The sequence below is a fragment of the Flavobacterium sp. genome (genome assembly GCF_039595935.1).
Lineage (GTDB): Bacteria > Bacteroidota > Bacteroidia > Flavobacteriales > Flavobacteriaceae > Flavobacterium.
Map to the genome: position 1 here is coordinate 1,326,245 of NZ_JBCNKR010000006.1, position 22,235 is coordinate 1,348,479.

The window sequence follows — 22,235 nt, forward strand, 5'->3', positions numbered from 1 at the left end:
GATGGAAGACAATTCATTAGAAAAAAAATACAATAAATATATCGTTGCGGTTTCGATTATTATACCAGTGGTGGTAGCCATACTTTTTGGTATTAAACTGAAAGATTTTGGAGTTAATGTAGAGCCGCTTTCGTTTCTGCCTCCTATTTATGCCACAACAAATGGTATTACGGCAATAGTTTTGGTTTGGGCAGTTATTGCCGTGAAAAATGGAAAACTTAAACTGCATGAGCGTTTAATGACTTTTGCAATTGCGTTATCGGTTGCTTTTTTAGTAATGTATGTAGCGTATCATATGACTTCAGATTCGACTAAATTTGGAGGAGAAGGAGTTATTCGATATGTATACTTTTTCATTTTAGTAACTCACATTTTGTTGTCTATTGCGATCATTCCATTGGTTTTAATAACGTATGTAAGAGCATTGGCACAAAAGTTTGACAAACATAAAAAGATAGCAAAAATAACATTTCCGCTTTGGTTATATGTAGCGGTTACAGGTGTTATAGTTTATTTAATGATTTCTCCGTATTATGTATACTAAAAATAAAATCCAAAAAACAAATTCCAAAATCCAAAGATTAATACTTGGAATTTGTGTTTTCCTAATTGGAATTTCGGCCAATGCGCAATGTGCAATGTGCCGCGCGGCGCTGGCAGGAGATTCAAACATAAAAAAAGCAGAAGCTGTAAATGACGGAATTGTTTTTTTAATGATTATCCCTTATTTACTCGTAGCAATAATAGGTTTTCTTATTTATAAGATGTACCGATCTAAAAAGAAAAAGGCAGAAGTTTAATTCTGCCTTTTTTTTATTTTAATCCGTTTACTGAAACATTAACCGTTCCGTTTATTTCTATAAAAGCTATTATGGCCTGATTGGTTAATTGGATTTTATCAAACTGAATATCTTCCATTTTTCCGTTTACAAAAACGCCGGGCATTGGTGAATAATTCTTCAGGTAAGCTGCCATGTTTTTCTTTCCATCTTCTAAATTCGGCTGAATCGAGTATCGGCAGCTTTCTTCCATTTTCTTTAAAACAAAACCTTGAGCGAGCCAGTTTGCCGTGCGCATTAATTTACTTTTTGTGTCTAAAACGTAATCCAGTTTGTCAAAATAAATCTCTTTTGTCTGCGGATTGTATTGCGGAAAACCATTCAAATAAAGTGTTCCGTTTACAGAGCCTAAAACATCGAGTGCAATAACCATTTTGCCGTTTTTATGCCAAATAGAAACATTTTTCACGGTAACCTTTTTGCTTCCTGAACCAAATTCTTGTCCGGCAAAATTCTTGGTCATAATTTTTGACGCATCAACATAGCTTGAAATCGCGAGCAATATTGGCAGAAATTTGATTAGGAATTTTTGTAACTGGTTTTAAAACAATTTTATTGGTATTGAATTTCGATTCCGGTTGTTTGCCAACAATAGTTTCCATGTTGCATTTCATTCCCATTTCCATCAAAAAAGAATCGTTTTTAAGTTTGGCGTTCGTTGAATAAACTTCAATAGGAACAATTCTCAGCCAGCTTTCATACGTGTCGCTCATTTGAAATGGCGTACAGATTTTTTCTAAAGCCGATAAAACGTTTGGTTTAAAATCCATTGATTTTTCAATAGCTTCATCAATTTTATGCTCCAGTTTAGATTTAAAAATAGAAATTGCCGGATTGATTAAATAGGTAATCGGCATATTTTTCCCAAAAACAGTCATCGTTGGACTTTCGTTCCAGTCTAAAGATTTGAATTCAGTTTTAGTATTTAATTTCCAATTCGTTAAAGCAGCCTCGCTTGATAAAGTAATAACGCCGTTTAAATTAAATTCCCGGGTATCATAAAGTTCAACGCCTAGTTTTTTGGTGCCAATTCTATATTTGATATTGGCTTTTAAAGGCAGAATTGTTTTTATTTTTTTATCCGGATTGGCAGGATCATTTTGAATTTTTATAGGAGCCTGTTTCCAGATTTTCATTTCAATATCATCATCTTCAATATTATTGTCTTCGTAAATCAAGCCATTTAAAATAGTATTGGTTTGATTTTCAATATCATTTAATTTAACCGTGATAGGCAGATTTATAAATGAAGGATTAGCATCATAAATTAACGGACTTGCATCGTCTGGTTCTGGTTTTAAAGTTTCTAATTTTTGTGATGTAGAACAGCTTACAAGGACTACAGCTGCGATAAACATTGAGATTGTAGAAAAAAACTTCATATTTAATGATTTTTTTAGGTGAAGCAAAATTAAGAAAACAATTAAATTATTCAGGGAAAGTGTAACATTTGATAATAACTACCGTCTTATTTAGATAATGAAACACAATTATTAACGTTTTATTATCATAATTTACTTATAAAATATATTATTATTGTTTTAAAAATTTAACAATACCATGATCGAAATTAAAGATTTGCACAAGTCCTATAAAATGGGAAGTTCGGAATTACATGTGTTGAAAGGAATTAATTTTAATATTGCCGAAGGAGAATTAGTAGCGATTATGGGATCATCAGGATCTGGAAAGTCGACTCTTTTAAATATTTTAGGAATTCTTGACGAAGCCGATTCTGGTAGTTATACTTTAGACAAAACTCCAATTAAAAAATTAAACGAAACTTTAGCCTCAAAATACAGAAATAAATTTTTAGGATTTGTTTTTCAATCTTTCAACTTAATTAATTACAAATCGGCACTCGATAATGTTGCAATGCCTTTGTATTATCAGGGTGTAAAAAGAAAAGAACGTTATGATATAGCGATGAAATATCTTGAAAAAGTAGGTTTAGGATCGCATTCTCACCATTTACCAAACGAACTTTCGGGAGGACAAAAACAGCGTGTGGCTATCGCAAGAGCATTGGCATCAAACCCAAAAGTTTTATTGGCCGATGAGCCAACAGGAGCGTTAGATACTAAAACTTCTTATGAAGTTATGGAGCTTATTCAGGGAATTAACGACGAAGGAAAAACAATTTTGATCGTTACACACGAACCGGATATTGCCGCAATGTGCAAAAGAAATGTAGTCCTGAAAGACGGATTAATTATCGATGATAAATTAGTAGAACAAGTTAGAGCTTCATCTTATGTTTAATATTGAGCGTTGGCAGGAAATATTTGATGCTATTTCAAAAAACCGTTTAAGAACATTCTTAACCGGAATTTCTGTAGCATCGGGGATTTTCATTTTGGTGATTTTGCTGGGAGCAGGAAAAGGTCTTCAAAATGGTATTGAAAAACAATTCGAGCGTGATGCTGCCGGAATTATTGAGGTTTGGCCAGGTACAACAACAAAAGAGTATAAAGGTTTAAATCCGGGAAGACAGATTCAGTTTCGAAATAGCGATTATAATCAATCAGTTCAGAAATTTGAAGATAAATTAGATTTAAGAGCTTCTACACAAAATTATTGGGGAGCACAATTTGCTTACGGCAAAGAAAATGGCAATTACCAATACAGAGGCGTTAATCCTGATTATGGCGGAATTGAGAATTTAACGATAGTTCAGGGGCGTTATGTAAATAGTAAAGACTTAGAAAACAACGAAAAAGTCGCCACTATCGGGATGAAAATAAAAACAGATTTGTTTAAAGATCAGGATGCACTTGGAAAAGAAATTCTAATCAATAATATCAATTTTAAAGTAATAGGAATTTTTACAGATCCGGGAGGAGAAAGAGAAGAAGCGAGAGCTTATCTGCCTTTGACAACGGTACAAAGAACTTTTGGAGCAGGAGATAAAATCAGTAATATGTTTTTTACGATGAAAAAGACAAACGATTACGATGAAGCTTTGGCACAATCTGAAAAGTTTACGCAGGATTTAAAAAACTTGTTGAAAAGTAAAAATATTGTAGCTCCAGAAGATGACAGCGGAATTGGAGCATATAATTCTGTTAAAGATGCCAAACAATTTTATGATTTGAATTTATACATAAGACTGTTTTTCTGGTGGGTTGGTATTTGTACCATTATTGCCGGTGTTGTAGGTGTGAGTAATATTATGTTGATTATTGTAAAAGAAAGAACAAAAGAAATTGGAATTAGAAAAGCATTAGGTGCGTCTCCATTTTCTATCATTACGATGATACTTCACGAATCTATTTTTATTACTACGATAGCTGGTTTTACAGGACTTTTGGCAAGTTTGGCATTGTTAGAATTTGTAGGTCCGATGGTGCAGAGTGAGTATTTTAGAAATCCTGAAGTAGATTTCAATGTGGCATTAACAACATTGTTTTTACTTGTATTTGCCGGTGCTTTAGCGGGATTTTTTCCGGCATACAGAGCAGCCAAAATTAAACCTATTGTAGCACTTAGAGACGAATAATTATGTTTAAAAAAGATAATTGGGATGAGATTTTACAGGCCTTAACGGCGAATCCCTTCAGAACTATTCTGACTGCTTTTGGTGTATTTTGGGGAATTTTTATTTTGGTGATTTTATTGGCTGCAGGGAATGGTTTAGAAAACGGAATTAAAAAAGGATTTGACGGAATTGCCACAAACACCATGTTTATGTGGAGCCAAACGACTTCTAAAGCTTATAAAGGACTGCCAAAAACACGCCGCTATGATTTTAGAAATAGTGATGTAGCGGCATTAAAAGCGGCATTGCCAGATTTATTATATGTTTCGCCAAGAAATCAGTTAGGGGATTTTAACGGAACAAATAACGTGGTTCGCGGAACAAAAACTTCGGCATTTACCATTTATGGAGATTACCCGGAACTGATTAAACAGCAGCCAATGGATATTATTCAGGGCAGATTTATAAATCAGCAGGATATTCAGGATAAAAGAAAAGTAGCCATAATCGGGAAAGGGGTTATCAGCGAATTGTATGGGAAAGAAGAAGAAGCTGTTGGAACGTACATCAAAATTAACGGAATAAATTTCATGGTGGTTGGTGTTTATAAATCGAAACAACAGGGAGGAAATGCAGAACAGGAACAAAAAAACATTTTTATTCCGTTTACAACCTTTCAGCAGGCTTTTAATTACGGAGATAAAGTAGGATGGATGGCGCTTACTGCTAAAGATGAAACTTCTATTACAGATCTAAAACCTAAAATTTTAGAAATAATAAAATCGCTTCATTCTATAAACCCTGCAGATGACAGAGCAGTTGGAAATTTTGACTTGTACGAACAGTTTAATAAAGTACAGAGCTTATTTAATATTCTAAAAATCATAGCGTATTTCGTTGGGACATTAGTCCTGATTTCCGGAGTAATCGGAATTTCAAACATTATGCTTATTGTAGTTAAAGAACGTACCAAAGAAATTGGAATCAGAAGAGCTTTAGGGGCAACTCCGGGAGCAATTAGATCACAAATTTTAACTGAGTCAATATTTTTAACCATCATTTCAGGGATGTTCGGCATTGCTGTTGCAACCGGAATTATTGCGCTTTTAAATTTAGCTCTTGATTCTATGCCGCCCGGAAACGATACTATGTTTGCCAATCCAAGCGTAGATTTAGGAGTTGTATTTGTTGCCTTAATAATATTAGTAGGATCAGGTTTGCTGGCAGGATTTATTCCGGCGCAGACCGCAATTAATGTAAAGCCGGTAGATGCTTTACGAACAGAATAAAATTATCAATCAAAATAATCGATTAAACCGAAAACAAAATGAAAAAAGGAGTAACCGTAACCATTTTAATTTTAATTGCCATTGTGTTTTTTGGCGCACTTTACTACTTGTACGCAAAGAACCAGGAATCACCAATTATTTATAAAACGGAGAAAGCAGAGATTAAAACAATCGTAAAAAATACAATTGCGACTGGAAATATTCAGCCTGATGAAGAGGTCCTAATCAAACCAAATATTTCAGGTATTATTGAAGAAGTTTATATCAAAGCTGGAGAAAAGATTAAAGCAGGCGATATGATTGCTAAAATTAGAGTTGTTGCCAACGTTTCGAACGTAAGCAGTACTCAAAATCAGGTTCAGACTGCTAAAATTGCTTTAGATAATCAAGAAAGAATTTACAAGAGACAAAAAACATTGTTTGAGAAAGATGTAATTTCAGCAAATGATTTTGATGCTGCTCAAGTTGCTTACAATCAGGCAAAACAAACTTACCTTGCAGCAAAACAAAGTTTAGATATTGTAAAAACAGGAACAACTTCTTCATTAGGAAGTTATGCAAATACATTAATTCGTTCTACGGTAAACGGAATGGTTTTACAAGTTCCTGTAAAAGTAGGAAATCAGGTTATCGAAAGTAATAATTTCAACGAAGGAACTACAATTGCAAGTGTTGCCGATGTGGGAAGAATGATTTTTATTGGAAAAATTGATGAATCTGAAGTTGGAAAAATCAAAGAAAAAATGCCAATTGAAATTACAGTTGGAGCTATAGAAAATAAAAAGTTCGACGCAGTTTTGACAGATATTGCACCAAAAGGAGTTGTAGAAAATGGAGCAATTCAGTTTGAAATAAAAGCAAGATTAGAAAATAGAGACGAAACATTTATTAGAGCCGGTTTAAGTGCAAATGCATCTATCATTCTTGAAAAAGCTGATAAAGTTATGGCTATAAAAGAATCATTAGTTCAGTTTGACAAAAAAACTCAAAAACCTTATGTAGAAGTTGAAACTTCATATCAAAAATTCCAAAGAAGAGATTTAGTTCTTGGCGTAAGCGATGGAATTTATGTTCAGGTTAAAAGCGGAATTAAAAACACAGATAAAATAAAAATCTGGAATCAGGGTTTAATTGACGAAAAAGAAGAGAAAAAGTAATTTGAGTCTATAAAGAGTTTTTGGTTTTAAAAAATGTTAAATTTGCGTAGAACCGTTTACTGCGCTTTCATTCAAAATATATGAAAATAAATAAATATAATAGTCTTGTTTTTGCGATGTTGTTTGGTTTTGGATTAACCGGTCACGCTCAAACAAAGCAATGGACACTCGAAGAATGTGTACGATATGCATTAGATAATAATATCACGATTAAATTATCTGAGTTAGATGTTAAAACAGCCGATATAGATAAAAGGGGAGCGTTAGGGAGTTACCTTCCTACGGTAAATGGTAATGCTTCGCATTCCTGGAATATTGGTTTGAACGTTAACCCGGTTACCAATATTGCAACTACGCAAACAACTCAATATTCTTCATTGGGAGTAAATGCAAATGTGGATATCTACAAAGGTCTGCAAAATCAAAATGCTTATAGAAGAGCCAGCCTTGCTATTGTAGCATCAAAATATCAATTGCTGAAAATGCAGGAAGATATTTCATTAAATGTGGCAAATGCTTTTCTGCAGATTTTATCAAATAAAGAAAATCTGAAAGTAAGACAAGAACAGTTAACTATAGATGAAAAGCGTTTATCACGTTCTGAAGAAATGGTAAATGCAGGAACAATTCCTCGTGGGGATTTATTCGATTTAAAAGCGACTGTTGCTACAGATAAACAAAATATTACAGTTGCTGAAAATAGTTTGCTGATTTCAAAATTAAGTTTAGCGCAGCTTTTACAATTAAAAGAATTTGCAGATTTTGACGTAGTTGACGACACAAATGCAAAAGACGAGAACAATATCATGGCGCAAAGTCCAATTGATATTTATAATAAAGCCAAAGAAACCAGAACAGAGCTAAAACTAGCACAAACGAATCTGGAAATTGCGGAGAAAAATGTTTCTATTGCCAGAGGAGCGTATCAGCCAACATTAAGAGGTTTTTATCAATTTAGTACAAGTGCAAGTTACAGTGACAGATTAATTGGAACAGATGGTGCAGGAAATCCAATTTATGCAGGTCCGAATCCGGTTTTCCAACAGTTTAGTGATAATAAAGGACATAATTTTGGTTTGCAATTAAGTGTTCCGATATTTAATGGTTTCACTGTAAAAAACAATGTCGAAAGAAATAAAGTAAGTTTAGAGAAATCTAAAATAGATTTAGAGCAAAAAAGTTTAGATTTGCAACGTAACGTATACACTGCCTTTACAGATGCAAAAGGAGCTTTAAATACTTATGAATCAGCTACGGTTACTTTAGAAGCAAGACAGCAGGCATATAATTATGCTAAAGAAAAGTATGATGTTGGGTTGATGAATTCATTTGATTTTACACAAGCGCAAACCCTGCTTACAAACGCACAATCTGATGTTATCAGAACAAAGTACGATTATATGTTTAAAATAAAAATACTTGAATTTTATTTTGGAATTCCAATCGTTCCAATTATTACAAAATAATTCATTATGAAGAAAAAAACAGTTTACTACCTAATTGGTTTAGCCGTAATTATTATTGTTGCATTAATAGGGCTTTCTAAGGCGGGAGTAATAGGAAACAAAGATGAAGGCAAAGAAGTTGAAACATCAAAAGTAGTTGCTTCGACTATTGTTGAAACGGTTTCGGCAACAGGAAAAATCCAGCCTGAAATCGAAGTAAAACTTTCATCTATGGTTTCCGGCGAAATTATTGCATTAAACGTAAAAGAAGGCCAGGTTGTAAAAAAAGGAGACTTACTGGTAAAAATAAATCCGGATTTATATACATCCGGTTTAGAAAGATCAGTGGCCAATTTATCAGGAACCAAAGCCGGTTTAGTGCAGTCTGAAGCCAGTTTTAAAGAAGCAAAAGCGAATTATGAGCGTAATAAAACGCTTTACGATAAAGGCGTAATTTCAAAATCTGATTGGGATAAAGCTGTTTCAGCTTATGAAGTTGCAAAAGCCACAAAACAATCTTCTTATTATAATGTTCAAAGTGCTTCGGCATCTGTAACAGAAGCCAGAGATAATTTAGGACGCACCACAATTTATGCTCCTGCAGATGGTACAATTTCGGTGTTAAATGTAGAGTTGGGCGAACGTGTTTTAGGTACTCAGCAAATGGCAGGAACTGAGCTTTTAAGAGTGGCTAATCTTAACAACATGGAAGTTGAAGTTGATGTAAATGAAAATGACATCGTAAAAGTTAAGATTGGAGACGAAGCTAATGTTGAAGTTGATGCTTATTTAAAAAAGAAATTTAAAGGAGTTGTAACCAGTATTTCAAATTCTGCAAGTACAACTTTAACTTCAGATCAGGTAACAAACTTCAAAGTAAAAGTTCGTATTTTAAAAGAATCATATCAGGATTTATTAGAAGGAAAACCAGAAGCGTATTCACCTTTTAGGCCAGGTATGACAGCTACGGTTGATATTATAACTACGACCAAAAATAATGTTCTGGCAGTGCCAATTAGTGCGGTTGTAGTAAAATCGGATACTACGGCTGTAAAAGATTTTGCGGTTGAAGAACCGGATGAAGATAAAAAAGCCGCTCCAAGAAAAGACAAAAAGCTAGAATGTGTTTTTGTAAAAGTAGGAGATAAGGCTAAAATTAAAATCATTAAAACCGGAATTCAGGACGATACCAATATCGAAGTAATGTCTGGATTAAAAGCGGGAGATGTAGTTATTACGGGACCTTATACAACAGTATCAAAAGAATTAAATTCTGGTGATAAAGTAAAACGCAAATCAGCAGATACTCCTAAAAAGTAATTTTAATTATGACCACTGCATTGTATAGCGGACCTTCTGCAGACCTCTTTTTTGGTTTTTTCGGAGGTTTTATTTGTGCCGTTATATATTTAATATGGGGACATTATAGTACTTATAAAACAAAATATTATAGTGATGAATTTATATATTTTTCAATAGGAAAAAAATTGATTCTATATATAAGTTTTTTATTAGCAAATTTATTAGTGGCATTTCTTTTATTTTGGCTATTAAGCCTTACTTTTGCTGCTGTAATTTTTTAGATAGTTTAACCAAAAATCTTATCTCTTTGGCTTATATTCTCAACATCGAAACCGCTACCAAAAACTGTTCAGTCTCAATTGCAAAAAACGGAGAAACTATTCTTTGTAAAGAAATTGCAGAAGAAGGATATTCGCATGCTGAAAAACTTCACGTTTTTATTGAAGAAGTAATTACAGAATCTGGAATCTCAGTTCAGGATTTAAATGCAATTGCAGTAAGTCAGGGGCCGGGTTCATATACAGGTTTGAGAATTGGGGTTTCAGCAGCAAAAGGTTTATGTTTTGCCTTAAACATTCCGTTGATTGCTGTAGATACTTTGCAGACTTTAGCATCAAAAGCAAATGTTTCTGACGGAAAAATTATCTCAATGCTTGATGCCAGAAGAATGGAAGTTTACAGTGAAATTTTCACTTCTGATTTACAAGTTGAAAGAACAATTCAGGCTGAAATTATTACAAAAGATTCTTTTGCTGAATATTCAGAAAAAGTATATTTCGTAGGAGATTGTGCAGAGAAATGCAAACCAGTTTTAACTAAAGACAATTTCATCTTTTTAGAAGATATAAAATATCCTTCGGCAAACGAAATGAGTAAGATCAGTTACGATAAATATCAAAAAAGCGACACCGTTGATGTCGCTTATTTTGAACCTTATTATTTAAAAGATTTTATGATGACTCTGCCTAAAAAGCAATAATCAAATTTTATTTTTGAAGTGTAAACGGCTGAACAGAAATTCCTGCCTCATCTAAAGCTGTTTTGCAATCTTCCAGCGTTTCTGAAAATACGGCTCCGTAATTTGCATTTTTTGCCCACGGACGAACAGCAAAATCTACAGAACTAGCTGATAGATTTTTTACGAAAACTTCTGGCGCAGGCTTTTTAAGAACTTTTGGATTTTTATTTAAGACCTCTAACAAAATGTCTTTGGCTTTTTTAATATCAGAATCATAAGAAACAGAAAATGTCAAATCAGCTCTTCTTTCTCCCTGCATAGAATAATTAATAATCGTTCCGTTTGACAAAGCTCCGTTAGGAATAAAAACCGTTTGATTGTTTCCCGTAAGCATTTTAGTTACAAAAATCTGGATTTCTAAAACTGTTGCAATAACGCCTTGTGCCTCAATTGTATCACCAACTTTAAATGGTTTAAACACAATAATAAGCATTCCTCCGGCAAAATTAGAAAGTGAGCCCTGAAGCGATAAACCTACAGCAAGACCCATTGCTCCTAAAATGGCAACAAACGAAGAAGTTTCAATTCCGAGTTTTGAAATAAACGTTACAAACAATAAAATTCGAAGTGCCCATAATAAAATATCGGCAAGAAATTTTGTCAATGTTGGGTCAAGATTTCTCTTAACCATTATTTTTCTGATAACTCTGTTGATTAATCGAATGGCATATAAACCAACAAATAAAATTAAAATAGCAGAGATTAACTTTGGCGAATAATCAATTAAAATGTTTATAAATCTTGCTGCGTAATTGCTTAGCTGCTCTGGAGTGATGTACATAATTTTGTGTATAAAAAAACCTTCTCAAAGAGAAGGTATATTAATTTTTGCAAATATAAATATATTTTATTTTTATGCGAAAATAGTTTCAGTTACTTGTCTTCCTCAGAATCGGTTTCTGTAACTCCGTCTTCGCTTACATCAACTACAGTTTCAGAAACTAATTCGTAATCTGCATTTGTGTTTTCTGAAATAACTTCTTTTATCGAATCAAATACATCGCTTATTAATTCAGCCGCATTTTCTATTATAGGCTCTGCGGCTTCTTTAACCTCTTCAAAAGTATTCTCGGCTTCAACAGCTAAATCTTGTGTGGTTTCTTTAGCCGAACCGAATAAATTACTGAAAAATGATGATAATCCCATGGCTTTAAATTGATTAGTTATAAGTACAATATTAACTATTTTTGAATTAAAACAATGAAATTTTTCATTAATTAATGGTATAAAAAAACGCCTCAATTGAGACGCTTTTTTTATTTACTGAAGTATTTTTTATGCGTTTAAAGCTTCAACCTTAATCGCTTCATCGTTTAGCATGCTTTTCAGCATATTTTCGATACCGCTTTTTAAAGTAAAGGTTGATGAAGGACAGCCGCTGCAGGCACCTTGCAAAATTACTTTTACTGTTTTATCATCTTCATTATAAGAATCAAAAGCAATATTTCCACCATCGGCAGCAACTGCAGGTTTTACATATTCTTCTAAAATATTAATAATCTGCTGAGACGTAACATCAAGTTTGTCAAAAGCTTCATCTTTTGCAGTATCATTTTTAGCCGTTGTCTGAATTAAACTTTCGTCTAAAACAGTTCCGCCGTTTTCGATAAATTGTTTGATGAAAGTTCTTAATTCTAAAGTGATTTCAGACCAGTCATTAATTTCATATTTAGTAACAGAAATATAATTCTCATCAATAAAAACTTCTTTTACATAAGGAAACTTAAATAATTCCTGTGCCAATGGAGAAGAAGCAGTCTGGTCAATGTTTTTGTACTCTACGGCATTTCTTGTCAGCATTCTGCTCACTACAAATTTTAAAGCAGACAGGATTTGGAGTTGTTTCTCCGTAAACTGTAATAGGCTGTTTTTTAGCTTTGTTTTCGTCAACTTTTATAATTACACCGCCTTTGTCTACAAATGCAGCGATTTGTTCTGCTACATCTTCTTTTACGTCATTCCAGTCTACAATGCTGTATCTTTCAATTGCGATAAAATTTCCTGAAATATAAACGGTTTTTACAAACGGAAGGTAGAATAATTGTTGTGCTAAAGGTGAAGCTTGTGCTTCATCTATGTTTTTAAATTCAAAATTTTCGTTTTGAGTAATGAAATCTTCAAATTCAAACTTTAAAATAGTAGGATTTTGAGTCTCTTTTATAGTGATTTTTGTCATGGCATTAATTTTTTGCAAATTTACTAAAGTTATTTTCTACTATTACCTATATTTGATTTTTTAATAAAATAATTAAGACTCTCTTCAAATAATTCGTACGAAATTATGAAGAGTGCAAAAATTAGACTAACCAGCCAGCCATTATGAAATTAAAAATCAAGTTATTAATTGTTTTTTTAATAACGTCTTTTTATACTTACTCACAAGAAGGAATTCCAGTTTATTCAGATTATTTATCAGATAATTACTACTTAATTCATCCTTCGATGGCGGGAGCAGCAAACTGTGCAAAAATCAGGTTAACTGCAAGAAAACAGTGGTTTGGTCAGGAAGATGCGCCTTCTCTGCAAACATTGAGTTTTAACGGAAGGCTAGGAGAGCGTTCGGGTGCCGGAATTATTGTTTTTAATGATAAAAACGGATACCATTCTCAAAAAGGAGTTAAGCTTACGTATGCGCATCATATTATGTTTTCAAGAGATGAAGTCGATTTGAATCAGTTGTCGTTTGGTATTAGCGGCGGATTGATTCAGAATCAGTTAGATGAAACTAAATTTGGCGGAACTTTTGACCCAATTGTTTTTGGTTCGATTCAAAAAGATTCTTATTTCAATTTAGATATTGGTGCCTCTTATAATTATTTAGATTTTTATGCTCATGCAACTGTTCAGGGCGTTCTCGAAACAAGAAGAGAATTATATACAGATTACGAAAGCGATAACTTAAGAAAATACCTTTTAAGTGTGGGCTATGTATTTGGTAAAAGAGATAAAATTACCTGGGAACCTTCTGTATTGTTTCAGTTATTTGATCAGACAAAAGAAAAATCTATTGATGTCAACTTAAAAGCTTATAAGAATTTAGATTTTGGAAGTTTGTGGGCGGCCTTATCCTATAGAAGAAGTTTTGACGGAGCTCAGTTTAGTTCAGGAAGTGGTGTTTCTTCTCAAAAATTACAATATTTCACACCAATTGTGGGGGTAAACTTTAAGAACTTTATGTTTGCTTATACCTATTCTCAGGTTATGGGAGACGTGAAATTTGATACTGGAGGTTATCACCAAATTACTCTTGGTATAGACTTATTTTGTAGAAAGGAACGTTACGATTGTAATTGTCCGGCCATTAATTAATATTTTGATATGCTTATTAAATCTGTAAACGGAAAATCTCCTTCTATTCCAGAAGATTGTTATGTGGCCGAAAATGCTACTATAGTGGGAGATGTAACTTTTGGCGAATCATGCAGTGTTTGGTTTAATGCTGTTGTTCGCGGAGATGTTCATTTTATTAAAATAGGGAATAAAGTCAACATTCAGGACGGAGCTATAATTCATTGTACGTATCAAAAACACCCAACGATTATAGGAAATAACGTTTCAATTGGTCATAACGCAATAGTTCACGGCTGTACCATTCATGATAATGTTTTAATTGGAATGGGAGCTATTGTGATGGATAATTGTGTTGTAGAAAGTAATTCTATTATAGCGGCAGGAGCTGTTTTAACTCAAAATACAGTTGTACCTTCAGGGACTATATTTGCGGGCGTTCCTGCAAAAAAAGTAAAAGATATTGACCAATCTGATTTTGCAGGCGAAATTGGCCGAATTTCAAACAATTATGTGATGTATTCTAGCTGGTTTAAAAACGAAGAATAGAACTATAAATATTAAAAATTTCAAATCCCAAATTCCAACAATTGACAGTTGGAATTTGGGATTTATTTTTTGAAATTTAATAAAGTTATAAATTAATCTTTTCGAAAAAAGCAGTCTTATAACTTTCACTAATCGGAATTCGTTTGTCGCTAATCAAAACCTTATTTTTTTGAATTGATTTTACGTGTTTTATATTGATAATATAAGATCTGTGAATTCTTGAAAAACCTTTGTTTGAAAGAAGATTTTCAAGTTTTATCAAACTTATTAAAGTCAGTGTAAATTTATTATCTGTAGTATAAATTTTCACGTAGTCTTTCAATCCTTCAATAAATAAAATATCTGAAAAATTCATTTTTACGTTTTCATATTCAGCTCTTACAAACATAAAATCCTGTTCAGCTTCCGGAATTGTATTGGTTTCGGCAATAGCCTGAACTGTAGATGCCGGATTATTAATCTGTTGTGCTCTTACAACCGATTTTAAGAAACGATGAAACGGAATTGGTTTTACTAAATAATCGACTGCACCAAGATTGAAACCTTCAACGGCATAATCAGAATAAGCGGTTGTAAAAATTACTAAAGGTTTTTTTTCAATCGTGTTTAAAAAATCTATTCCAGAAAAATGCGGCATTTGAATGTCCAGAAAAATCAAATCAACATTATTTTGATTGATGAATGAAACGGCATCAATAGCATTATTAAAAGTATTGACTAATTCCAGCGAATCTACTTTTCTAACAAAATCTTCTAATAATTCAACTGCTAAAGGTTCATCATCTATAATTACACATTTCATCTGTTATGAATTAGGTTTTTAAATTTGTTTGGCAGTCAAAAGTAGTTTTAAACCAATGATTTAAGTTTTAAAATTATCATAAAAATACTGAATTTATACAAAATTTAAATCTTGTTTTTATTCAGATTTTTACGATGATATCTGTTTTTTTATTCTCCTGTAGTTTTAATTTCATCTAGTTTAAGATTTAGATGAACCCGGTAAAATTTATTATCCTGACTGATGGTAAGTTCATGTGCATCAGGATAAAGTAAATCTAGTCGGCTTTGAATATTGACAAGTCCAATTCCTGAATTTTCAGGATCTTTTTCATAATTCTCGATTGTATTTTCAATCCAAAAATCAAGGTTGTTTTCAGAAATGAATATCTTAATTTTTACATGCGTTGCGCCTTTATAATCGGTTCCGTATTTAAAAGCATTTTCAACAAACGAAATTAAAAGTAAAGGTTCAATAAACTTATTTTTTGTGTTTCCGTGAACGTTTATAACAATGTCTTCAATATTGTTTAATCTGAGTTTTTGCAACTCAATATAATTTTGAATGTAATTGATTTCTTTCTCTAAAGCCACCGTTTTATTATCTGTTTCATAAAGCATATAGCGCATTAATTCAGATAAGGTTACGATGGCATCAGGAACCAAATCAGATTTCTTATGTGCCAAAGAATAAATACTGTTTAACGAATTGAATAAAAAATGCGGATTGGTTTGTTTACGCAGATATATCAATTCTGTATTTGTTCGGTGTGTTTCGGCAATTAATTTGTTTTGCTGATTATTATAAAACTCTGTCAATGTTCTAATGACTGCACTTATTGTAATAATTAAAATATAAAAAAAGGATGGCCCAATTTTAAAAAACAAGGGCTGTCTGGCTGGTGTGAACATGACTTTGCCTCTGTGTCCTTTGTAAAGATTAATTGCTTCGTGCGGGAACATTCGGGGTCTTGCATGTCTGAACTCAGGAATAAAATAATTAATCCTGATGATCATAAACACTGAAATAATAATAAAAATGAAAAGAAAATACTGCCAATACTTTTTTTGTAAAAGAAGGGCAGGTACCAAATAAAAATAGTTCAAATAAAACAATAAAATTCCAGTTGCCCATTGTACATAAAAATCATTGCTGATTCTAAAAGGACTTTCATAAAACTGAATTAAAGATGTCAGTATAAAGAAAACCCAAAGGATACCGTGAAATAGTATTTTATTTGAATTTGTATTTTTAATGGTATCTAGTTTCATTTATAATTTTATTTTTAATAAAATTAATTCATTTTTGGTTACCGTTGGTGATAAGTTGTGTTTGAGTTTGTCCATAACTAAATGGCCTGTTTTTAATGCATCTTCTTGGGTTGCAAAACTTTTATTATTACTTATAACAGGAATTATCGATTGTTTGATTAAGATTTTATCTTTATAAGCAATTGTATATCCCCAGCCTGAATTTGTTTTAAATGCTTCTGCTTTTAATGTTTCCTTTTTTGTACAGGAAGCTATTAATAAAACAAGAACCAAAAACAATAAATTCTTCTGGATTTTACTCCAGAAGAATTGTTGAGTATTAATTGTCATCATCGCTTTGTTCATCTTGTGGTCTAAACTCCCAGGCATCATCATAATAAGTTGAGCCCACTCTTCCCAGCATATAAAACCCACGATTGTTAATTGAAAAACCAACTGCATCAGTTCTCGTTGCACCTTCCATTGCAGTTCTTTCTTCCCAAAGATCTGTTGACGGATTGTATTCCCAAACTGTTTTAATGTTTTCTCCACCTACAACATATCCTAATCCGTTCATTGAAAAACTTGAAGCGTTTGATCTTGTAATCGCATAATCATCATTCCATGAATAATCATCATCGGTATCTTTGTCAATATCTCTTTTTCTGGTCCAAACATCTGTAGAAGGATCAAATTCCCAAAAATCTTCCTGATAAACACCATTATTAACTCCGGTAACTAAATACGCTTTATCAGAAATTACAAATACAGTTGCATTACGTCTCTTGTTTCCGCTAAAACCGTTTACAAGTGTCCATGTATTTGCCTGATCATCATATTGATAAAAATCTTTTAAATAATTTCCATCATAACCAGTTCCGAAAAACGCTTTTCCGCCAACCTGAAAACCAACAGCAGCATAACGTCCAGTTCCTGCAAAATCAGCTTTTTGAGTCCAGCTATTGCTAGTTGGATCATATTGATAGAAATCTTTCAATTTATTTGTCCCATCATAACCAAGACCTACATATCCTTTATCATTTAATGTAAAGGCTGATGCTGAACTTCTGCCAACTCCTGTAAAATTTGCTTTTTGCTCCCAATAATCTCCAGTAGAGTTGTAAGCCCATAAATCTTTTAAATATTCGTCTCCGGTATATCCGGTTGCTATATAAGCAAAATCTCCAATAACAAAACTTGTTGCACTAGATCTTGCAGGACCGTCAAACGCAGATTTTTTAATCCAGTTTCCTACTAATTCATCTTCATCGTCGTTGCTGCAGCTTACAAAAAACAGGCTCGAAAGCAGGGTAGCGAATAATATTCCTTTTTTTAAATTATTCATAGTGTATTAATTTATTTATTGTTTGTATTTGATGCCTATTCCTAAAACATATCCGTTGCTTATATTAAAATCATAAGCAGTATGATTATTTTCGTCAGTCAGTTTATATTTTTTGTCAAAATCATATCCGGCTTTAAAATTTAAAAACCAGTTTTTATCGACATTTCTTTCATATTCGAGTGCTGCAGTCATTTGAGATAAAACTGCTTTTGACGCATTTATACCTGTATAGTTTTGACTGCTTAAATTGTAAAAACTTCCGTTGAAACTATTATTTAAACTAAACTTGTTTCTAATATTATTTGAATAGGAAATTCTCGAATCCGGGAAACCAATCAGTACATTAGCATTATCATTAATTCTATAATTTACCGATGCAACAGGCAAAAAATTAGTATTACCAAAAACGCTTGTTCGGGCTGCTCCAATACTTAATGTAGTTTTCGAACCTAATTGCTGATATATTTCAAAACTTCCTAAAAGTGCAAAATCAGAGAAACCAACATTTTGTTGAAAATTAAATGTTGGATTAAGTGCAAAATTTAATTTTGTAGAATTTGATATTTCCTGCGTAAACTCCAGTTTGTCCTGAATTTTTTGCAATCGATCTAAATTCTCGAATGATTCGTATTCGCCTAAATCATAATTCAATTTTAAATTCGAATATTCTAATGTGTTTGTTATCTGGCTTTTTGAACTTACTTTTTGGCTGAATTTTATTCCAATATTTGTTTCGGTGAAATCAATATTATCAGTTGGTTCTGTTTTTAGATTCATGTTTACCGAAAATTTTTCCTGTGCCTTCATGTTCAGAAATGACACTAAAAAAAACAAACAAATTATAAACCTTATTTTCATTACTTATTTATTGGCTCAAAAGTAGGTTGGAGAAGGTTTTAAAAAAAAGAAGATATATGTATGGCTCTTTTTGATAGACAAAACAGCCCTTTTTATAGCCGAATGAAATATTTATTTCCGTTAATCTATTGTAGATGATTTTAGGTCATTTATAGTCAAAAAAAGCTAGACTGTATATGTTATAGTGTAGCGCAGGAGAGTGCAATTTATATTTGCCCAAAAAATTGATTATGGGCAAGTTTTTATTAATGCTGGTTTTTGCTTTTACTATATTTTCATGCGGTACGGATACTGATGCAGGTGAGTTTGTTGTTGGTTCAGATTATCTGGCTCTAAGTAATAAAGTGGTTATGGTTGATACCGTTACGGTCGAAATGTCGACCATAAATTTTGACTCACTTGTAACTTCCGGTCAAAGCCGTATCTTAATTGGTAATTATGATGATCCTATTTTCGGGAAAGTAAAATCGAACGCTTATTTTCAGCTTTCAGGAAGTTCATATGCCTTAAACAATTCCGGGTCAGATACAGAGGCGGTGAATTTTGTTTTTGATTCTATCTCGATGATTTTAAAATATGATAATTATTACTACGGAGATACAACTCAGGTTCAGAAATTTGACATCCACAGGCTGACTCAAAAAGTAAAACCTAATACAGACGACGATAGTTTTTACAATAACTCTACTCTGACTTATAGTGATGAAAGTTTGGGAACAATTTCGTATAAACCACGTCCAATAGAAAAAGATTCGATCAATATTAGAATGGACGATGCTTTTGGTGAAGCGCTTTTTCAAAAAATAAAGAAAAGAGAAATTACAGACTTCGATAATTTTAAAGAATATTTAAAAGGATTAGTCCTTGTACCCTCGACTTCTAGTTCATCAAGTATGATAGGATTTAGTTCCTCTACAAGTAAAGTCAGACTTTATTATTCAAAATATCAGGCTGATACAGAGGCTGATTCTTTTTATATCGATTTTTTAATGTCAAATGCTGCAACACAGTTTAATTCGATTTCATCAGACAAAACAGGAACTTTGATTCAAAATCTGCCTGTTTCAACTCAAAGACTTTCAAGTACATTAACTAATAAACAAGGATTTATTCAGTCTGGAACCGGAGTAGCCTGCCGGATCGATTTTCCAAATATAAAGCAGCTTAAATCCATTTCAAGTAATGGGGCAATTGTCGATGCGCAATTATTTATAAAGCCGATTAATAATTCATATTCAGATAAATATCCACTGGCAGATTCCTTAAAGGTATATGTAGGAGATAATTTAAACAGAATTAGTGGCTCTTTACAAAATGCTGCGGGCTCCGCCGTTTATGGTATTTTAAATAAGAAAACTGATGAGTTTAATGAAAATCTGGGGTACACAATTCCATTAGGGAATTTTCTGCAGAAAGAAATGTTGAAAGCATCAGATTCAAGGTCAGCTTTGATCTTAACCTTACCGGGAATTTCCAAATCAGTAAACAGAATTGTTTTAGGAGATCAAAAACATCCGGATAATAAAATTCAAATTAAAGTTTATTACATCTCATACTAAATGAAAAATAAAATATTCTTTTTGAGCTGCTTCATTTTATTGTCGCTGACTTCATTTTCTCAAAGTATTTCAAGTTCGCCTTATTCATTATACGGAGTTGGAAGTTTATACGATTCTGATTTTGGAGCAATTCCTTCAATGGGATCTTCAGGAATCGCTTTAACGCCGTCAAACTTCATTAATAATTTGAATCCTGCCTCTTTAGGTTTTATGCCTCTTAATCATTTTATGCTCGATGTAGGAGGAAAGGCAATAGCAACAACATATCAAAGCAGTTCTAAGAGTGAGAAACGTAATAATTTTCAATTTTCTCATTTTGCTTTTGCATTTCCTGTTACTAAAAAATCAGGATTTAGTGTTTCGCTGCGACCATATTCAAGTGCATCTTATAAAATTTCTGATTTAAAACTTCCTATTCTGGATAGTAATGAATCTTACTACTTGACAGCTGGAGGTACTGGAGGTTTAAATAACTTTGATTTTTCGTACGGATATAGATTTACAGATAAATTTACGCTTGGAATTTCTACGGCTTTACTATTTGGAAATGTTGATGACAACAGAACTTTTACGATTTTAAACTCAATAACCAATATTCATAAAAAAACAGATTATAATGGTTTTCGGGCTACAATAGGATCTCAGTATAAAATCGATTCTACGTTTACGATTGGAACAACAATAAAACTGCCTACACAAATTAAAAGCTCAAAAGTACAGACTGTTGAAACGGTTGCTGATGAGGTTCTCTCTGTTATAGAATCAAATACACCTTCAGACGTTGATGATTATTATATGCCTCTGGAAATTGGTGTTGGTATTAGTAAAAAATTCAAGAAGGCTCTTACTGTGAATTTTGATTATCAAAAGAGTTTGTGGAATGATACAAGACAATCTGATTTATATGGCGATTTTGTAAACCAGGATCGATTTGCTCTTGGATTTGCTTATCTCGATGAGAAAAGTAATTTCAGAAAATATTGGGATAGGATACAATATTTTGCCGGCGCTAATTTTGATACCGGATATCTTGAAATAGATGGTAAAAGAGTTAATAATGCATCAGTTTCAGTTGGAATCAACCTGCCAATTGAAAACTCACTTTCGTCTCTTAATATTTCATATTCATACGGACAAAAGGGGAGAATTTCTGAAGGATTAATAAAGGAAAACTATCACAAGTTGTCTCTAAATTTATCTTTAGACGGAATTTGGTTTGTTAAACGAAAAATAGAGTAGTTTTTAGAAATCTTTTTCTATAACTGGATATTTATTTTCTAAAATTGATTGAAGTACTGCCGGGTTTGAATTTACAAAGAATTCCGGATCGTTTTGTACAGCATCGGTAAAACCCACTTTTTCACGAAGAATATTTTGGGTTTGTCTTGCTACAGCTTCTCCCGAATCAATAATTTTGATGTGCTCAGGAAGTATTTTCTTGATCTGCGGAATTAAATACGGATAATGACTGCAGCCTAAAACCAAATAATCAATATTAGCATCGATCATCGGCTGTAAATAAGATTCAAGCAGCTGCGTCATTTCTGGCGAATATAAATTACCATCTTCAATTAATTGTACCAAGCCATGACCCACTTGTTCTATAATTGTAGTGTGCTGAAACATTTCGGCTGTCTTATTAAATAGTTCACTATTCAGCGTGCCTTTTGTTGCTAGAATCCCTATAACTTGTGTTTTAGAGTTATTTGCAGCGGGTTTAATTGCCGGTTCAATTCCTATAAACGGAATATCATAATCATTTCGAAGTTCGCGAATGGCATTTGTTGTAGCGGTATTACATGCAACGACAATTAATTTGCAATTTTTCTCAAGCAAAAACTCTACATTTTTTTTGCTTAATGCAACAATTTCCTCTTTTGTTCTTTGTCCATATGGAGCATTTTTACTGTCAGCTAAGTAAATTGTTTTTTCGTTCGGAAGTAATTCGTGTATTTCTTTCCAGATTGAAGTTCCTCCAATACCAGAGTCAAAAACGCCTATAGGATTATTGTTTGTCATAAGACAAAGTTACATATTTCTTACTTTTTCTGCAATCGGGAATTTTAAATTAAAGTAT

General features: G+C 32.7%; 21 protein-coding genes and 2 pseudogenes. 13 read left to right on the plus strand and 10 right to left on the minus strand.

The window, feature by feature from the left end; all coding sequences use genetic code 11:
• Position 1: 1 nt before the first annotated feature.
• Together ABDW27_RS15505 and ABDW27_RS15510 are read left to right on the plus strand one after the other, a co-directional pair.
• A complete protein-coding gene (locus tag ABDW27_RS15505) occupies positions 2-544 on the plus strand; it encodes a DUF420 domain-containing protein (RefSeq protein ID WP_343696727.1) in 543 nt (180 codons plus the stop codon).
• Positions 534-800 (plus strand): hypothetical protein, encoded by a 267-nt coding sequence (locus ABDW27_RS15510; RefSeq protein WP_343696728.1) that lies wholly within the window; start codon positions 534-536, stop codon positions 798-800. Before ABDW27_RS15505 ends, ABDW27_RS15510 begins: the two co-directional genes overlap by 11 nt.
• Positions 801-813: 13 nt before the next feature.
• On the opposite strand, the pseudogene ABDW27_RS15515 reads toward ABDW27_RS15510, so the two are convergent.
• Positions 814-2,221 (minus strand): annotated as a pseudogene (locus ABDW27_RS15515) (DUF4403 family protein).
• 178 nt (positions 2,222-2,399) lie between these two features.
• On the opposite strand from ABDW27_RS15515, the gene ABDW27_RS15520 reads away from it, so the two are divergent.
• The 7 genes from ABDW27_RS15520 (at position 2,400) to tsaB (ending at position 10,489) form a co-directional block, all read left to right on the plus strand.
• Positions 2,400-3,101, plus strand: coding sequence for an ABC transporter ATP-binding protein (locus ABDW27_RS15520; RefSeq protein WP_056204476.1), 702 nt, complete (start codon positions 2,400-2,402; stop codon positions 3,099-3,101).
• Entirely contained in the window at positions 3,094-4,338 is a 1,245-nt protein-coding gene (locus ABDW27_RS15525; RefSeq protein ID WP_343696729.1) for an ABC transporter permease, read from the plus strand. The genes ABDW27_RS15520 and ABDW27_RS15525 overlap by 8 nt, the downstream gene beginning before the upstream one ends.
• A 2-nt stretch (positions 4,339-4,340) precedes the next feature.
• Positions 4,341-5,606, plus strand: coding sequence for an ABC transporter permease (locus ABDW27_RS15530; RefSeq protein ID WP_343696730.1), 1,266 nt, complete (start codon positions 4,341-4,343; stop codon positions 5,604-5,606).
• 38 nt (positions 5,607-5,644) lie between these two features.
• Positions 5,645-6,763 carry an efflux RND transporter periplasmic adaptor subunit gene (locus ABDW27_RS15535; protein ID WP_343696731.1) on the plus strand — a complete coding sequence of 373 codons (1,119 nt, stop codon included), beginning with the start codon at positions 5,645-5,647 and terminating at the stop codon, positions 6,761-6,763.
• Between the two features lie 80 nt (positions 6,764-6,843).
• Positions 6,844-8,229 carry a TolC family protein gene (locus tag ABDW27_RS15540; protein WP_343696732.1) on the plus strand — a complete coding sequence of 462 codons (1,386 nt, stop codon included), beginning with the start codon at positions 6,844-6,846 and terminating at the stop codon, positions 8,227-8,229.
• A gap of 6 nt (positions 8,230-8,235) precedes the next feature.
• The gene (locus ABDW27_RS15545) at positions 8,236-9,528 is read left to right on the plus strand and encodes an efflux RND transporter periplasmic adaptor subunit (protein ID WP_343696733.1); all 1,293 of its coding nucleotides are present in this window, start codon (positions 8,236-8,238) and stop codon (positions 9,526-9,528) included.
• 289 nt (positions 9,529-9,817) lie between these two features.
• Positions 9,818-10,489: a tRNA (adenosine(37)-N6)-threonylcarbamoyltransferase complex dimerization subunit type 1 TsaB gene (gene tsaB, locus ABDW27_RS15550; RefSeq protein WP_343696734.1), complete on the plus strand. Its 672-nt coding sequence runs from the start codon at positions 9,818-9,820 to the stop codon at positions 10,487-10,489.
• A gap of 7 nt (positions 10,490-10,496) precedes the next feature.
• Here tsaB and ABDW27_RS15555 read toward each other — a convergent pair whose 3' ends face one another.
• From ABDW27_RS15555 to ABDW27_RS15565, 3 genes and pseudogenes are all read right to left on the minus strand, one after another.
• Positions 10,497-11,309: a mechanosensitive ion channel domain-containing protein gene (locus tag ABDW27_RS15555; RefSeq protein WP_343696735.1), complete on the minus strand. Its 813-nt coding sequence runs from the start codon at positions 11,307-11,309 to the stop codon at positions 10,497-10,499.
• Positions 11,310-11,401: 92 nt separating this feature from the next.
• A complete protein-coding gene (locus ABDW27_RS15560) occupies positions 11,402-11,674 on the minus strand; it encodes a hypothetical protein (RefSeq protein WP_343696736.1) in 273 nt (90 codons plus the stop codon).
• 129 nt (positions 11,675-11,803) lie between these two features.
• Positions 11,804-12,704 (minus strand): annotated as a pseudogene (locus ABDW27_RS15565) (NifU family protein).
• Positions 12,705-12,847: 143 nt separating this feature from the next.
• Between ABDW27_RS15565 and ABDW27_RS15570 the strand changes: the two are divergent.
• Complete coding sequence (locus ABDW27_RS15570; protein ID WP_343696737.1) at positions 12,848-13,837, plus strand: type IX secretion system membrane protein PorP/SprF; 990 nt, start codon at positions 12,848-12,850, stop codon at positions 13,835-13,837.
• A 9-nt stretch (positions 13,838-13,846) separates the two neighbouring features.
• Positions 13,847-14,365: a gamma carbonic anhydrase family protein gene (locus ABDW27_RS15575; protein ID WP_343696738.1), complete on the plus strand. Its 519-nt coding sequence runs from the start codon at positions 13,847-13,849 to the stop codon at positions 14,363-14,365.
• A gap of 85 nt (positions 14,366-14,450) precedes the next feature.
• Here ABDW27_RS15575 and ABDW27_RS15580 read toward each other — a convergent pair whose 3' ends face one another.
• From ABDW27_RS15580 to ABDW27_RS15600, 5 genes are all read right to left on the minus strand, one after another.
• A complete protein-coding gene (locus ABDW27_RS15580; RefSeq protein WP_343696739.1) occupies positions 14,451-15,167 on the minus strand; it encodes a LytTR family DNA-binding domain-containing protein in 717 nt (238 codons plus the stop codon).
• A 149-nt stretch (positions 15,168-15,316) separates the two neighbouring features.
• Complete coding sequence (locus tag ABDW27_RS15585; RefSeq protein WP_343696740.1) at positions 15,317-16,417, minus strand: sensor histidine kinase; 1,101 nt, start codon at positions 16,415-16,417, stop codon at positions 15,317-15,319.
• Positions 16,418-16,750 (minus strand): DUF4907 domain-containing protein, encoded by a 333-nt coding sequence (locus ABDW27_RS15590; protein ID WP_343696741.1) that lies wholly within the window; start codon positions 16,748-16,750, stop codon positions 16,418-16,420.
• On the minus strand, positions 16,737-17,741 hold the full coding sequence (locus ABDW27_RS15595; RefSeq protein ID WP_343696742.1) for a kelch repeat-containing protein: 1,005 nt from the start codon (positions 17,739-17,741) through the stop codon (positions 16,737-16,739). Before ABDW27_RS15595 ends, ABDW27_RS15590 begins: the two co-directional genes overlap by 14 nt.
• A 15-nt stretch (positions 17,742-17,756) precedes the next feature.
• Positions 17,757-18,548 carry a DUF6268 family outer membrane beta-barrel protein gene (locus ABDW27_RS15600; RefSeq protein ID WP_343696743.1) on the minus strand — a complete coding sequence of 264 codons (792 nt, stop codon included), beginning with the start codon at positions 18,546-18,548 and terminating at the stop codon, positions 17,757-17,759.
• Between the two features lie 281 nt (positions 18,549-18,829).
• On the opposite strand from ABDW27_RS15600, the gene ABDW27_RS15605 reads away from it, so the two are divergent.
• Together ABDW27_RS15605 and ABDW27_RS15610 are read left to right on the plus strand one after the other, a co-directional pair.
• Complete coding sequence (locus tag ABDW27_RS15605) at positions 18,830-20,158, plus strand: DUF4270 family protein (RefSeq protein ID WP_343696744.1); 1,329 nt, start codon at positions 18,830-18,832, stop codon at positions 20,156-20,158.
• Positions 20,159-21,397 carry an aromatic hydrocarbon degradation protein gene (locus ABDW27_RS15610; protein ID WP_343696745.1) on the plus strand — a complete coding sequence of 413 codons (1,239 nt, stop codon included), beginning with the start codon at positions 20,159-20,161 and terminating at the stop codon, positions 21,395-21,397.
• 3 nt (positions 21,398-21,400) lie between these two features.
• On the opposite strand, the gene murI is transcribed toward ABDW27_RS15610, so the two are convergent.
• Complete coding sequence (murI, locus tag ABDW27_RS15615) at positions 21,401-22,177, minus strand: glutamate racemase (RefSeq protein ID WP_343696746.1); 777 nt, start codon at positions 22,175-22,177, stop codon at positions 21,401-21,403.
• Between the last annotated feature and the right edge of the window lie 58 nt (positions 22,178-22,235).